Origin of the sequence: Maricaulis sp., assembly GCF_048269565.1 — a bacterium.
In the GTDB taxonomy this organism is placed as follows: Bacteria; Pseudomonadota; Alphaproteobacteria; order Caulobacterales; family Maricaulaceae; genus Maricaulis.
The window spans coordinates 20,739-35,008 of the sequence record NZ_JBLXIK010000005.1; the positions used below are offsets into that span (position 1 = coordinate 20,739).

9 protein-coding genes are annotated in these 14,270 nt (G+C 64.7%); 1 reads left to right on the top strand and 8 read right to left on the bottom strand.

The genetic code is table 11. From position 1 onward, the window contains the following. Window positions 1-84: 84 nt before the first annotated feature. From astB to ACN0YL_RS10690, 8 genes are all read right to left on the bottom strand, one after another. Window positions 85-1,425 (bottom strand): N-succinylarginine dihydrolase, encoded by a 1,341-nt coding sequence (astB, locus tag ACN0YL_RS10655; RefSeq protein WP_417491552.1) that lies wholly within the window; start codon window positions 1,423-1,425, stop codon window positions 85-87. A gap of 20 nt (window positions 1,426-1,445) precedes the next feature. Continuing rightward, on the bottom strand, window positions 1,446-2,891 hold the full coding sequence (gene astD / locus ACN0YL_RS10660) for a succinylglutamate-semialdehyde dehydrogenase (protein WP_417497960.1): 1,446 nt from the start codon (window positions 2,889-2,891) through the stop codon (window positions 1,446-1,448). A gap of 4 nt (window positions 2,892-2,895) precedes the next feature. Further along, complete coding sequence (locus ACN0YL_RS10665) at window positions 2,896-3,912, bottom strand: arginine N-succinyltransferase (protein ID WP_417491550.1); 1,017 nt, start codon at window positions 3,910-3,912, stop codon at window positions 2,896-2,898. Between the two features lie 16 nt (window positions 3,913-3,928). Next, entirely contained in the window at window positions 3,929-5,197 is a 1,269-nt protein-coding gene (locus tag ACN0YL_RS10670; RefSeq protein ID WP_417491549.1) for a hydrolase, read from the bottom strand. Window positions 5,198-5,274: 77 nt separating this feature from the next. Beyond that, window positions 5,275-6,561: a cystathionine gamma-synthase family protein gene (locus ACN0YL_RS10675; RefSeq protein ID WP_417491548.1), complete on the bottom strand. Its 1,287-nt coding sequence runs from the start codon at window positions 6,559-6,561 to the stop codon at window positions 5,275-5,277. A 214-nt stretch (window positions 6,562-6,775) separates the two neighbouring features. Next, on the bottom strand, window positions 6,776-7,936 hold the full coding sequence (locus ACN0YL_RS10680) for an OmpA family protein (protein WP_417497961.1): 1,161 nt from the start codon (window positions 7,934-7,936) through the stop codon (window positions 6,776-6,778). 330 nt (window positions 7,937-8,266) lie between these two features. Continuing rightward, the gene (locus ACN0YL_RS10685) at window positions 8,267-9,835 is read right to left on the bottom strand and encodes a L,D-transpeptidase family protein (RefSeq protein ID WP_417497962.1); all 1,569 of its coding nucleotides are present in this window, start codon (window positions 9,833-9,835) and stop codon (window positions 8,267-8,269) included. Window positions 9,836-9,939: 104 nt separating this feature from the next. Then, the gene (locus ACN0YL_RS10690; protein ID WP_417497963.1) at window positions 9,940-11,811 is read right to left on the bottom strand and encodes a cation:proton antiporter; all 1,872 of its coding nucleotides are present in this window, start codon (window positions 11,809-11,811) and stop codon (window positions 9,940-9,942) included. Window positions 11,812-12,004: 193 nt separating this feature from the next. On the opposite strand from ACN0YL_RS10690, the gene ACN0YL_RS10695 reads away from it, so the two are divergent. Then, window positions 12,005-14,077 carry an amidohydrolase family protein gene (locus ACN0YL_RS10695; protein ID WP_417497964.1) on the top strand — a complete coding sequence of 691 codons (2,073 nt, stop codon included), beginning with the start codon at window positions 12,005-12,007 and terminating at the stop codon, window positions 14,075-14,077. Window positions 14,078-14,270: the final 193 nt, after the last annotated feature.

Here is a 14,270-nt window from a genome sequence, read left to right on the forward strand (position 1 = left end):
CACTCCCCGTCCCGACCGTGATTGACGCGCCGGGATGACAACCTGATTCGGGGCTGCTGTGCCTATATCTTTGCGAACAATCGGTCAGCCACGCTGGAACGGATAGAAGTCTGCGCCCAGACCGAGCAATGCCGTGAGGGCATCAAGCGCCTCGCGACTCTCGACCAGCAGGTTCGGATCAGCCAGATCCGCCGGCAACAGGGTGTCGCGATAATGCTTGTTGCCCCAGGCGTTCAGTGCCTCGAACAGGGCCGGTGTCATCAGCACATTGCCTGACAGAGCGTGTCGTTCGGCGTCGGTCAGCACCACGCGCAGCCGCAGACAGGCGGGGCCGCCGCCATTGCGCATCGATTGCCGCACCGAAGCGAAACGCACGGCACCGATCGGACCATTGCCCGCGACCAGCCGGTCGCAATAGGCCCGGGTGGCGGCATTCTCGCGCGTCTCTTCGGGCGCCAGCAGGACAAGCCGATCTTCGCCCGGGATTTGCAGCAATTGCGAATTGAACAGGTAGGAGGTGATGGCATCGTCCAGCGAGACCTCGCTGGCCGGCACTTCCACGAAGGCCGGCTCAAACAGCCCCTCGGCGGCCTGCCGGATCGCGGCAAGGGCGCCGTCGCGATCCTCGAAAGCCTGCTCGTGATAGAACAGGCAGGTCCCGGTCCCGACGCAAACCACATCGTTATGGAAAGCGCCGGCCTCGATGGCAGTGCGTGCCTGTTGCACCAGCACGGTGCGGGCCGGGTCGAGGCGGTGACGGCGGGCGATCGCCTCGCAGGACTGGCGCGTCTGGCGCGCCGGGAAGCGGCCGTCATAACTCGTCGCGGCATCACGGCCCCAGACCAGCAATTCAACCCCGGCAGCGCCATGGTTTTCGCACAGGCGGACATGATTGGCCGCGCCTTCGTCAGCGAAGTCCGACTGGTAGGGCAAGGGGTCGTGGACGCAGAAGCGCTCGCTGTCAGCGAAAATTCGCGCCAGGGCGCGGCGCGTCTGCGGCGCCTCGATGGCGCGGTGGCCTGTGGTCATCAGATTGGCCGGCGAGAAATGCACGCGTCCATCGCCGCTGTCGGCCGAGGGGGAGACCATGGCGGCATTGGCCGCCCACATCGCCGAGGCCGAGCTCGCCCGGCGCAGCAGATGCGGTGCCTCGCGCCCGACCTGTTCGATGATCGCGGCATCGCTGCCGGAGAAGCCGAGCGTCTTCAGGAGCGGCAGGAAGGGCCGTTCATGCGGCGGCATCACACCCTGGACCAGACCGAGATCGGCCAGCGCCTTCATCTTGGCGATGCCCTCCAGCACTGCTTCACGCGGCGAAGAGGCCAGCCCCTCGCTACGGGCGCTGGCGAGATTGCCCTCGGACAGGCCGCCATAATTGTGCGTCGGCCCGACAAGCCCGTCGAAATTGGCTTCAATCGCAGTCATGGCCAAGGCCCCTTCTGACGTCAGTCGACGCCCTTGATCGCCATGAACTCCGGCTCCGGTGCGGCCTGGGTCGCGACCGGGAAGGCGCAATAATCGGCGGCGTAATAGGCGCTCGGACGCAGATTGCCCGACTGGCCCGGTCCGCCGAACGGCATGTTGGAGGCCGCGCCGCAGGTCGGCCGGTTCCAGTTGACGATGCCGGCGCGGCTCTCAACCCAGAAACGCTCCCACAGATCGCGGCTGTCAGACACCAGGCCTGCGGAGAGGCCATAGGCGGTATTGTTGGCCGCCAGCACAGCATCCTCGAAGCTGGCCACACGCGTCACCTGGAGCATGGGGCCGAACACTTCCTCGTCAGGCACGTCGATGCCGGTGACATCAAGCAGGCCGGGGCGCAGGAAGGCATCGCCAAGGGCGGTGCGCTCGATCTTGCGCAACGGCTTGGCGCCCAGCGCGATCAGCGCCTGCTGGGCATCGAGCACGCCCTGGGCGGCACGGGCGGAGACCAGCGGGCCGATGAAAGGCTGAACCGCGTCATTCCATTTGCCGATCGTCAGCCGGTCGGCGAAATCGACGATGGCGGCGATGACGGCATCGCCGTGCTCACCACGCGGCACGATCAGGCGGCGGGCACAGGAGCAACGCTGGCCAGCGGTGATGAAAGCGGAATGCACGGCGATGCTGGCGGCGGTGCGGGCATCGGCCGCATCCCAGATCACCAGCGGATTATTGCCGCCCATCTCAAGCGCCAGCTGGATGCCGGTGCGGCCGGCGAATTTCTCGTGGATGAACTTGCCCGTGCCCCAGGAGCCGGTGAACAAGACGCCGTCGAGTTCGGCATTGTCCAGCGCCGCGGCGCCGGTTTCACGCGCGCCCTGGACCATGTTCAGCACCCCGGCCGGCAGGCCGGCGGCGTCCCAGGCGCGGACCATGGCCTCACCCACTGCGGGCGTGATCTCAGACGGTTTGAACACGATGGTATTGCCGGCGATCAGGGCGGGGATGATATGGCCATTGGGCAGATGGCCGGGGAAATTATACGGCCCGAGCACAAACATCACACCGAGCGGCTTGTGGGCCATGCGGGCAAAGCCGAAAGCGGTGTCGGCTTCATAGCCGCCGGTCCGGTCGGCATGGGCGGCGATCGAGATATCGACCTTGCCCATCATGGCGCCGACTTCACCGGCGGTTTCCCACAGGGGCTTGCCGGTTTCACGGGCGATCAGATCGGCAAGCTCGTCCTTGCGGCTCTCCAGCTCGGCCTTGTAGCGCTGGACCGCTTCAATCCGCTCCGACAGTGCGGCCCGGCCCCAGGCCGGGAAGGCCGCGCGTGCGGCGGCGAAGGCCTCGGAGACCTCGGCGGCACTGGCGGCAGCGCCCTTCCAGACCAGGCTTTCGTCGGCCGGATTGGTCGAGGTGAAGGCGGCGCCCTGGCCGTCGCTCCAGTTTCCATTGATGAAATTCATGATTCTACCTCTGCCGGCGCCAGAAACGGGCGCGCTCTCCGTCTCGCAAATCCATTGCCTGCATCACCTCATAAGAGATGCCCAGCACGTCGCCATCATCGACGGCCTCGACCGGACAGGTGCGAAAATCCTCCAGCCGGTCGGTCGACAATATGCCCTCGACGCCGCCGGCCGTAGTCGCGGCGCGCACGGTCACCACACGGCTCTCGCGCAGGGTGCGGATATTCTCCGTCCAGGTCGAGACCAGCGGGCCCCCATCGAAAATGTCGACATACTTGTCGTAGTGAAAGCCTTCCCAACGCAACAGATTCATCGCCCCGGCGCCATCACGATGGGTCTGGCCGATCACCTCGCGCACGGCGGGCGGCAACAGATCGACATAGATCAAATGCTGCGGACCGAGATCGAGGATGAACTGGTTGTCGGTCGAGGCGCTCAGACGGTCGGCCTCATCGAAATCCATGTGGAAGAAGGGCCGCGAGACATGGTCGAAGAAAGGCGAGGAGCCGTCATCGAGCACGACACCGCGCAATTCAGCCAGCACTTTCTCACCAAATCGCTCCGGTGCGGCGGCCATCAGCAGATAGCGCGACTGGGCCACCAGGCGCCCGGCCCCGCCGCCGCGCCCGGCCTCGGAGACGAACAACGTGCCAACTTCGGTCGAGCCGGCGAAATCATTGACCAGCAGCATCGCATCCATATCGAAGCGCCGCTGGGCATCGACCGAGTGCTGGGCAATGGTGATGATCTTGAAGTCCCAATAGGGCTTTGACACGCCGACCATCGCCTTGACCGCCGAACAGCCGACGATATGGCCGCTTTCGGTGTCTTCCAGCATCAGCTGGTAGGTGTCTTCGGTCTGACCCGCCGCAGCGGCGTGATAGGCGGCTTCGGACTTTTCCAGCCGCTCTGCCAGCACATCGCGCGACACGGCCAGACTGGTGAAGCCGGTGCCGGCCTCGTCGGCGAGGCGGCTCAGCGCATCAATATCAGTCGCCTTGGCGGCGCGTACGATCAGCATGGTATCCCCCGACCTGTCAGTCTTGTTGTTGAACCAGGGCCCGCGCCTCGCGCGCATCAAACCGGCCCTGGGCAAATTTCATCAGCATCACGGCCGAAAGCTTGGCGCGTTCGGCAAAGCTGGACAGCTTGACGATCTCGCGGTCCGAATGGATATCGGCGCCGCGCACGCCGAGCGTATCGACATTCGGACAGCCCGCCGCCCACAGATTATTGCCCTCGCAGACCCCGCCCGTATCCTGCCAGCGAATATCCAGGCCGAGGCTTGAACCGGCGGCACGGGTCCATTCGAACATCCTGGCGTTGGCCGGGCTCATCGGCTTGGGCGGACGGGTAAAACCGCCATGGAGCTCGGCAGCGATGCCGTCGCGGATACGCACCATGTCGAGCAGGCGCTCGAGTTCGGCCAGCACCCAGATGCGGTCATTATCGGTCTTGACCCGGATATTGAAGCGCACGACCGCATTGTCGGGCACGACATTGGGCGGGCCGCCACCATCGATGCGGGCGAGGTTGAAGGTCACGTCCTCGCGCCGGCCATTGAGGCTGTCGAGTTCAAGGCCGAAGGCACAGGCCGCGGCCAGCGCATTGCGTCCGAGATGATGTTCGCGCCCGGCATGGGCAGCGCGCCCCGTCAGCTTGAGCGACCAGTTGCCCGAGCCCTTGCGGGCACCGGCCAGCGAGCCATCGGCCAGCGCCGGCTCATAGGTCATGCCGATATCGGCACGGGCGCCGATCTCCGCCAGCACCGGCGCCGAGCCGAGCGAGCCGATCTCCTCGTCAGGACTGATCAGCACGTCGACGCCGATCTGGTCCTTCCAGGGCGAGCGCTGCAGGGCGAGCAGGCCGTGCAACATCACCAGGATGCCGCCCTTCATGTCGGCCACGCCGGGCCCGTTGAGCGTGTCGGCGTCCCACAAGCTCGTGGACTGGAAGGCGCTGGAGACCGGGAAGACCGTATCGTGATGCCCGGTCATGGCGATGCGGATCGGCGCCTGCGGCCGGATGCGGCAGCGAAAGGACGGGGTGTAGGGCTGTTCGTGGACCCGGCCATCAGGCTCCACCACTGTCGACGGCTTCAGCTCCACGGCCTCGATACTGGCATCATCCAGCTCGCCAAAGGCCGTCTCGAGGCAGGCGCGCATGCGCTCAAGCCCCTCCGGATTGCGGCTACCCGAATTGATCGCGGACCAGGTCTTGACGGTCTCGATCATGGAATCGCTGCGCGTATCGACCCAATCGAGGACGGCGCGCTCGTCGGCATTGAGCTCCAGTGGATTTTGCATGACCCAGTGATACTTGTTTAAATTGGCCGGTCCAGCCCCGGCGAACATGTGCGCCGGAGCTGGACCGTGATGGCGGCTCAGACCTTGTCGAGCGCCTGCTTCAGATCGGCGATAAGATCGTCAGGATTCTCGATCCCAACGGAGACCCGGACCAGACCGTCCGAGAAGCCCTGGCGTTTGCGCAATTCCGGGTCGACACCGCGATGGGTCGTCGAACCGGGATGGCAGATCAGCGTTTCGGTGCCACCAAGGCTGACGGCGAGCTTCATCACCTGCAGCGCATTGAGCATGCGGAAAGCGCTCGCCTCATCGGCGAGGTCGAAGGCGAAGGTCGAGCCGGCCGAAGTGCACTGCGCCTTGAAGACATCGGCATCACGATTGCCCTCACCGAGGAAGCCGAGATAGCGCACACGACTGACCTTGGGGTGATCGCGCAGGAAGGCGGCGACTTTAGCGGCGCCAAGCGCGGCGGCGTCCATGCGGATCTTCACGGTTTCGAGCGAGCGCAACAGCATCCAGCAGGTATGCGGGTCGAGATTGGTGCCGAGATAGCCGCGCAGGCCGCGCACCAATGCCATCGGTTCCGACTTGCCCAGGGCCGAGCCGGCGATCAGGTCGCTGTGGCCGCCGACATATTTGGTCAGCGAGTAGACCAGCACATCGGCCCCGAGCTTCAGCGGTGCCTGGCCGACCGGACCGAGGAAGGTGTTGTCGACGACAATCCAGGGGCGTGTGCCCTGCTTTTCGGCGATCATGTCGGCGACGCGGTTGCAGGCCGCCAGATCCACGAGGTCATTGGTCGGATTGGTCGGGGTCTCGGTATAGATTACAGAGACAGGGCCCAACGCCATCGCGGCCTCGGCCGCGTCGCGGATTTCGTCTTCCGTCGCGGCAGCGAAGAAATCGACTGTCTTGATGCCGTAATTGGGCAGGAATTTGCGCAACAGGCTTTCGGTGCCACCATAGAGCGGCGTCGACTGCAGGATTACCGAGCCGGCATGGGCCAGGCCCATCAGCGTGGTCGAGATCGCCGCCATGCCCGAAGAGAAGACTGCGGCTTCCTCGGCGCCGTCATAGAGGGCCAGCCGGTCCTCGAGCACTTCCATATTCGGATTGTTGAAGCGCGAATACATCAGGCCGCCGGATTCCGGATCACCGGCCTCGGCCTGCCCGAGTGCCACACGGAAGAAGGAAGCACCGGCCTCGGCTGACTCGAACGCAAAGGTCGAGGTCAGGAAGACGGGGGGTTTGATGGACATTTCCGAGAGCCTTGGGTCATAGCCATAGCTCATCATCTGGGTTTCGGGGCTCAGCGTGTGGCCGGCCACGGAATGTTTGCGGTAGGGCTTGTCGGGTTTGCTCATCGGAAGGTCCTCGAAATCGCGCGTGGCGGGGCCGCCCCGCTGCGTATCCGGGCGATTAGAACCAGCTTGTGGCCCGGGTCAAGTCTGCCCTCACACCCCCGAAAAATGCCTGCTTTCCAGCCCCGATTCCCCGAGTTCGCGGCATGATTTTTCCAAGAAAAAGGGCGGCCCGGCAATATGCCGGACCGCCCGATTTCTGACATCAGCCTCAGTATTAGTTGAGGACGATGATCACTTCTGCACGACGGTTGAGCGGCTCGCGCACACCGTCTGGCGTCTGAACCGCATTGCGGGTTTCGCCGAAGGCTTCCAGCGAGATCGTGCTGGCCGGGACGCCGAGGCGAACCAGTTCATCACGAACAACGCGGGCACGGCGCTCGGACAGACCCACATTGTAGGATGCTGCACCGGAACGGTCCGTAAAGCCGGCAACCGACACGCGGGTCACGCCACAGGAACCGCGCTGGTTCGAAGCTTGTGCGATAACCGCACGCGCTTGATCCGTCAGGTCCGCACGATCCCACTCGAAGTAGACCGGGAACTGCACATCGTTACACACGACCGCTGGTGGCGGTGGTGGTGGCGGTGGCGGTGGCGGCGGTGGTGGCGGTGGTGGCGGTGGTGGTGGCGGTGGTGGCGGTGGTGGAGCTGCGAAAGCATAACGCAGACCGATCCAAGCCTCATGACCGGCGAGCGCATCGACGCTTACACCTGGGTCATAATCCGAACCGCCGGCCGAGAAATACCGGTACTCGGTATCCAGGGTCAGGCGCTCGGTCAGATCCCAACCAATACCGGCCATAACCTGCCAGGCGAACGGGCTGTCGCTGTCGGTCGACACGATATAGTCAGCGGCTGTCGCACCAACAGGCTTCGTGCCGGCAGACCAGCCAGAGAGAGTGCCATTGGTTTCGGCAACGCCGACACCAACACCCACGTAAGGATGGTAAGAGCCATTTGGATTAAAATCGAAAATGGCGTTCGCCATCAGCGACCAGATCTGGAACTTGCTGCTGCTGTTCTCAAAGGAACCGACAGCGCCGGTATCATTGTAGCGGTGAGCCAGTTCGCCTTCGAAGCGAAAGCCATCGGCCCACTCATAGCCGATTGCAACGGCTTCGCGCCAATTGCCTTCGCCATTGATTTCGCCATTCAACGAACCAGAAACATCGGTGTCGCCTGGGCCGCCGTAACCGACAGCACCGCGACCATACCAGCCTTCGTCAGCGAACGACGCAGGAGCCGCTGCCAGGAAGGCTCCGACGGCAACCGCCGTAAAAAGCCGTTTTTTCATCATACCCCCTCCGGAGGCTTTCGCCTCCTTGGTGTGAAAGTGTATTCCCGGAATCGTTCCGGAAAATTCGAAAACACCCACTCCGGATATTTCCCATTCAATTCAATATAACAAACCGTCTCGCTTCGCCACCGCGAAGTCCGAAAAAACACGCAATCGGTGCAAATTTCTGACGCCGTTGCAGAGACGCTACACCTTTGCGGCAGAAGCTGGGCGCGACAACCGGGGCCGCTACCGCCACTGACCTGCCCTGTGGCCTGTCACAGCAACGCTTCCGCGCCCATCATGGCCGGCGGCCGGCGCGCCATCCGCCGCAGGTGCGAATGCTGCACCGCACCCACACCCGGAGCGTGTGGGGGTGCCGCGACGTCGCTCCTGACGCCACACTCCGGTGATTTTCACGGCGATCCCTCACTGCAGCGATGCGGCCGCACCACTTTGACCGGCGAATCGTTCGCCGGCCGGGCCGGCAGCTTGCGCCCAGGCCAGCTCGAACTGCCGGATGACGGCGGCGTCGCGGTGGTAGAGGTCATTGAGATAGCGGACATCGCCATCGGCATCCCCCACCACCGTCCAGTAATTGATATGGACCGGGATCCTGTCCTCGAGCCAGATCACCGTTGGCGTATTGCCGGCCGCGACGCGCTCGATTTCGTCGCCATCCCAGCCCTCCTGCCGGCTGAGCACCCATTCGGCCAGAACCAGCGGGTCGCGCACCCGGACACAGGCCGCCGAGAAGTCGCGGCGGGTCTCGGAGAAGCGGTCACGCTCGGTGGTATCGTGGATGTAGACATTGTGGCTGTTGGGGAAGATGAACTTTACCTCGCCCATCGGATTGGTGCTGCCCGGTGGTTGCGACATGCGATAGGGCCAGTCCCGGCCCCACCGGCTCCAGTCAATTTCATAGACAGAAATCTGGTTGCCGCCGGCGTCATAGATCCGGAAGCCCTGCTGCGCCGCAAGGCCGGGATTGCGGCGGAAGGACTGGAAACGGGTCCGTGCCAGCCCGCCGGGAATTCCCCACCAGGGATTGAGGACGATATACTGCATGTCCTCCGAAAACTCTGGCGTCGAACTGACCTGGCGACCGACCATCACCTGATGGCGCCGCGCCACCTGCCCGCCCTCCCAGGCCTCGAGAGCAAAGTCGGCGAGATTGACCCGTATATGCCGCTCGCCGGGCTGGCGGGACTGCCAGCGGCGCTGCTCGAGATTGACCCGCAGCTGCGCCAGCCGCTGCTGCGGCGTGATATTCAGGTGGCGCAATGTCGGTTGATCCATCTGGCCCGTCGGCGAGAGATTGGCCCGGCCCTGATAGCGACGCACGGCTGTCTCGAGCCGCAAGTCAAAGACATCCCCGGCCTGCCAGCTCTGGCGATAGAGGCCGGCCGCCGCCAGGCGGGCGCGGAGCTGGTCGACCCGCGGCCCCTGATCACCGAGCGCCAGCGAAGACCCGGGATCAATCCCGGGCCAGATCGGCCGCAGGGCCATCAGGCGCAACATTTCAGCGCGCAGAATCTGGTAGCCGCCAAGATCGGGCGCAAGCGCGCCCAGCGCGTCACCGACCCGGCCCTCGGTCAGCGCCCGATTGAGCACAGCACCCAGCTCGGCCCGCTCGGCCTCGTCCAGCACATTGAGGGCATGCGTCTCCGCATCGGTCAGGCCGAAACGCAGCCAGCCGCCAAAACGGAAGAACGCCTCGGTCGCCAGCGCCGCGCGGCGCTCGCGTGGCAGTGAAGGGTCGAGCAGAATCTCGGCGGTCGAATCGAGACTGGGCAGGCCGTGCCCTGGCGCGTCGAACAGGCTGATCGCGAGCTGCTCGATCGCGGCGTCAGTCCACCCGGCCTGGACACGGACACGGGTTGAGACACCTGACGGCGCCGGTGCTGCGACCACGTCTTGCGCGTCGTCATTTCCCGCCTCGAGGCGGCCAGCCGCACCCAGCCAGAACAATATCAGAAAACCCAAAACCCGAAGCACGACCGGCCCCTCCCCGAACCCATTCATGCAGGTTAACGATATTCGTCCATTGCCGAAAGTCCAATCCACCCCGGTGCGGCAGAGCGGCCGGAATGCGCGCCGGCTCAGCTCTCCAGCTGCTCCTCGGCATCGTCGGCCATCAGCTCGGCGAGCGAAACGACGCGGGAGCGGGCGCGCTCCATATAGGCCTCATTGTCGAACAGGTCGGTATCGGCATCCCAGACCTCGAACAATTGCTGCAGGCTTTCCTCATCATGCGCGGCGAAGGCCCTGATCTTGCGCTCGGCCTGGGCCGAGGAGCGGCCGAGATATTCCAGCGCCTGCCGTCCAACCTCGAGCGAGGAGCCGAACAGCTCTCGAACGGCGCTGTCGGCACCGGCAGCGCGCAGCCTGTAGACATGTTCCCGGCTGGCGGCGCGGGCAATAACGCGGATCTGCGGATAGCGCTGCTTGACGTGGCGCACCAGTTCGATGGCGCGCTCCTGGTTGTCGGTGGCGACAATCAGCAGGCGCGCCTTGCTGATCCCCGCCGCCTCGAGGAGGCCCGGGCGCAGCGCGTCGCCATAATAGACGCGGATGCCGAATTTGCGCAGGCTCTCGATATGGGCCGGCGAATTGTCGAGCACGACCGGGCGCTGGCCGTCCATCACCAGCAGGCGCTGCACGATCTGGCCGAAGCGTCCCATCCCGGCGATGATGACCGGCGCCTCTTCCTCGATATCGTCGGCCTCGCGCGGCGCGCCGCGGCTGCGGGTGACATGCGGCGAGACCCAGCGCTCGAACACGATCATGATCAGCGGCGTCGCCATCATGGACAAGGCCACCACCAGGCCGGTGATATTGGCGATATGGTCTGGCAGGACACGCACGCCGACAGCATAGGTCAGCAGCACGAAACCGAACTCGCCGCTCTGGGCCAGTGAAAATGTGAACAGCCAGCGCGCATGTCCGTGAATGCGAAAGGCCACTGCGAGCCCCCACAGGATCACGCCCTTGACCAGGATCAGCGCCAGCACCAGGCCGAGGATCAGGCCCGGTGACTGGGCCAGCAGGCTGAACTGCATGCCGGCGCCCACCGTAATGAAGAAGACCCCCAGCAACAGGCCCTTGAAGGGTTCGAGCACGCTGACGAGCTCGTGGCGGTATTCGCTGTCGGCGAGAACCACGCCGGCGAGAAACGTGCCCAGCGCAGCCGAAAGGCCAACCCAGCCCATCAGCAGCGAGATGGATATCACCAGCAGCAGCGAGGCGGCGAAGAAGATCTCGTGCAGGCCGGTGCGGCCGATGGCGCGAAACATCGGCCGGGTGAGATAGCGCCCGACCAGTATGACCAGCACGACCGCCCCGAGGGTCATCAGGGCCTGTCCCCAGGCCGGCAGGTGCATGATCAGGCTTTCCTCGCCGCCATGCGCATCGGCACCCTCCATCGCCAGGCTGCCGGCCACAGGCACTTCGCCCGTCCCCGTGCTCAGCGCCAGCAAGGGCATCAGAGCCAGCATCGGGATCACGGCGACATCCTGGAACAACAGCACGGAGAAGGCCGATTGCCCGCCCTCGCTGCGCAGCCAGCCCTTTTCGCCCAGCGTCTGCAACACGATCGCCGTCGAGGAGAGCGACAGGATCAGACCGAGCGCGACGGCGACGCGCCAGTCCATGCCGACCGCAAGGCCGCCGCCCAGCGCCAGCGCCGTGACCAGAACCTGGAGACCGCCCAGCCCGATCAATCGCACCCGCATGTCCCACAGCAGGCGTGGCTGCAGCTCCAGCCCGACCAGGAAGAGCATGATGACGACACCGAACTCGGCAAAATGCTGCACGTCCTGCGTGTGCGAACCGACCATTTCCAGCAAGGGCGCGATCGCGACCCCGGCCAGCAGATAGCCCAGCACCGAGCCGAGCCCGAGCCGGTGCGCGATCAGCACAGCGATGACGCCGGCTCCGAGATAGATGGCCGCCTGCAGCAGAAATGTTTCCATGCCGGATATAGTGCACGCGCGACGGGAAAACCTCAATCGGTACAGGCGCGAATTCCCGATAAAAATCACATTTTTGTCCGGCCGTTTTCAGATCGGGGATCGTGCGCGGCTCTGCCTCGCCAGCCCGGCCGCTGACAGCCGCCGGGATCGATGCTACTCCTTGCCGCCAATCTGTGGGAATGGGGGAATATCCATGCATGTTTCGATCAAGACCGGCCTGGCAATGATGCTGGCCGCGAGCCTGGCCGCTTGCGGCAATCCGCCGGCCTCGCAGAGCGCGACCGACGCGCCGGACACCAGCGCCGCCGAGGCGACGCGTTTCACCGTCATTTATGGCAACACCGAAATCGGCGCCCTCGAGATCACCCCCACCGATACCGGCTATGGTGTTGAATTCGAATATCGTAATAATGGCCGCGGCCCGACGATATCCGAAAGCGTGACACTCGATGCCGCCGGCCTGCCGACCAGCTGGACGATTGATGGCGCCTCGACCTTCGGCAATCCGATCGACGAGAGCTTCGAGTTCGAGGACGACCAGGCGAGCTGGAGCGATGCGACCGGCAGTGACGCGGCGCTGATCGACGGCGAGGCCTTCTACGTGCCCCAGGATGGCAGCCCCTACTGGCTGGCGATCGCGGCGCGCGCCCTGATGGACAGCGAGGATGGCGCGCTCAACGCCATTCCCGGCGGCGCCCTGCAGCTCAACGAGATTGAACAGCTCAGCGTTTCCGACGGCAGCCATGAGCGCACGGTCACCAGCTATGCCCTCACCGGCACCAGCCTGGAACCGACCTATATCCTGATGCATGACCGCGCCTTCTTCGGCCTGGTCACGCCCGGCTTCGCGATTCTCGAAACAGGTTTTGAGGCCGAGGATGAACGCCTGCGCGGCATCGCCGCCGCCTATGGCGCGGCGCGGCTCGAAAACATCCAGGCCCGCACGGCGCATGATTACGGCACCCCGGTGCGTATCCGCAATGTCCGCGTCTTCGATCCGGCAAGCCAGGCGCTCGGCGCCCCGGTCTCGGTCGTGATCGAGGGGGACCGCATTGCCGCCATCGACGCGCTTGACGTGCCGACCCGCTCCGGCGAAGTCGAGATCGATGGTGCCGGTGGCTCCCTTCTGCCCGGCATGTTCGAGATGCACGGCCATATGGGCGAGGCCGATGCCCTGCTCAATATCGCCGCCGGCGTCACCAGCGTGCGCGATATGGGCAATAATAACGAGGTCCTCTCGGCCCTGATCGAGCGTATCGAGGGCGGCGAACTGGCCGGCCCCCGCGTCTTCCGCAGCGGTTTCATAGAGGGGCAAAGCCCGTTCAGCGCCAATAACGGCATTCTGGTTGCCAGCCAGGAAGAGGCGGTCGCCGCTGTCGACACCTATGCCGATACCGGCGATTACATCCAGATCAAGATCTACAACTCGATGAATCCCGACTGGGTGCCCGCGATGATCGAACGCGCCCATGAGCGCGGCCTGCGCGTCGCCGGCCATGTGCCCGCCTTCACCAATGCCGACACCATGATCGCCGCCGGCTATGACGAGATGACCCATATCAACCAGGTCATGCTCGGCTGGGTGCTCGAAGAGGGCGAGGACACACGTGAGCTGCTGCGCCTGACGGCGCTTCGCCGCCTGCCCGCACTCGACCTGCAAAGCGAGCCAGTCCAGAACACGATCAATGCCATGGCCGCACGCGGCGTCGCGATTGACCCAACCCTGGCGATCCACGAAGCCCTGCTGCTGTCGCGCAATGGCGAGCTGACCCCCGGTGCTGTCGATTATATCGACCACATGCCGGTGGAAGAGCAGCGCAGCGCCCGCAGCGCCTGGGCCGATATCGCCAATGCCGAGGATGACGCCAATTATCGCGGCGCTTTCGACCAGATCCTCGCCACCATCTCGATGATGCGCGAGGCCGGCATCTTCCTCGTGCCCGGCACCGATCTGGGCGGTTCCTTCGCCTACCACCGCGAGCTGGAACTGTATCAGCGCACCGGCATGACAGCGCCGGAAATCCTCGCCTGGGCCAGCCAGGGCATGGCCGCCTATCTCGGCGTCGATGATGAACTCGGCACCATCGCCCCCGGCATGCTGGCCGATTTCTACCTCGTCCCCGGCGACCCCACGCAAGACCTGCGTGAGATCAAGACCATCTCCATGGTCGCCTCCGACGGGGTGATCTACTTCCCGACCGAGATCTATCCGGAATTCGGCATCCGGCCGTTTACGGAAGTGCCGAATGTAACGGCGGCACAATAAGCGAAACCTCAAACGCCCGGGCCTCGATTGACGGGGCCCGGGCGGTCTGGCGCCAGATCCCAGCAGAAAAATCTCCACGCGGCTCGCCGCTGGAGGTTTGGGTTGCCCTCCCCGTGTTGGGAGGTGTGCGGGACGCGGCGAATGCCGTTTAGCGCAATAGTTAAGTGAGACATTCGAAACGTCCCGCACGTGG

Excerpts from the sequence above, each read along its gene's own strand:
- ACN0YL_RS10695 (WP_417497964.1), top strand. The coding sequence starts at position 12,005 with ATGCATGTTTCGATCAAGACCGGCCTGGCAATGATGCTGGCCGCGAGC.
- ACN0YL_RS10690 (WP_417497963.1), bottom strand. The coding sequence starts at position 11,811 with ATGGAAACATTTCTGCTGCAGGCGGCCATCTATCTCGGAGCCGGCGTC.
- ACN0YL_RS10670 (WP_417491549.1), bottom strand. The coding sequence starts at position 5,197 with ATGCAAAATCCACTGGAGCTCAATGCCGACGAGCGCGCCGTCCTCGAT.
- ACN0YL_RS10675 (WP_417491548.1), bottom strand. The coding sequence starts at position 6,561 with ATGAGCAAACCCGACAAGCCCTACCGCAAACATTCCGTGGCCGGCCAC.
- astD (WP_417497960.1), bottom strand. The coding sequence starts at position 2,891 with ATGAATTTCATCAATGGAAACTGGAGCGACGGCCAGGGCGCCGCCTTC.
- ACN0YL_RS10665 (WP_417491550.1), bottom strand. The coding sequence starts at position 3,912 with ATGCTGATCGTACGCGCCGCCAAGGCGACTGATATTGATGCGCTGAGC.
- astB (WP_417491552.1), bottom strand. The coding sequence starts at position 1,425 with ATGACTGCGATTGAAGCCAATTTCGACGGGCTTGTCGGGCCGACGCAC.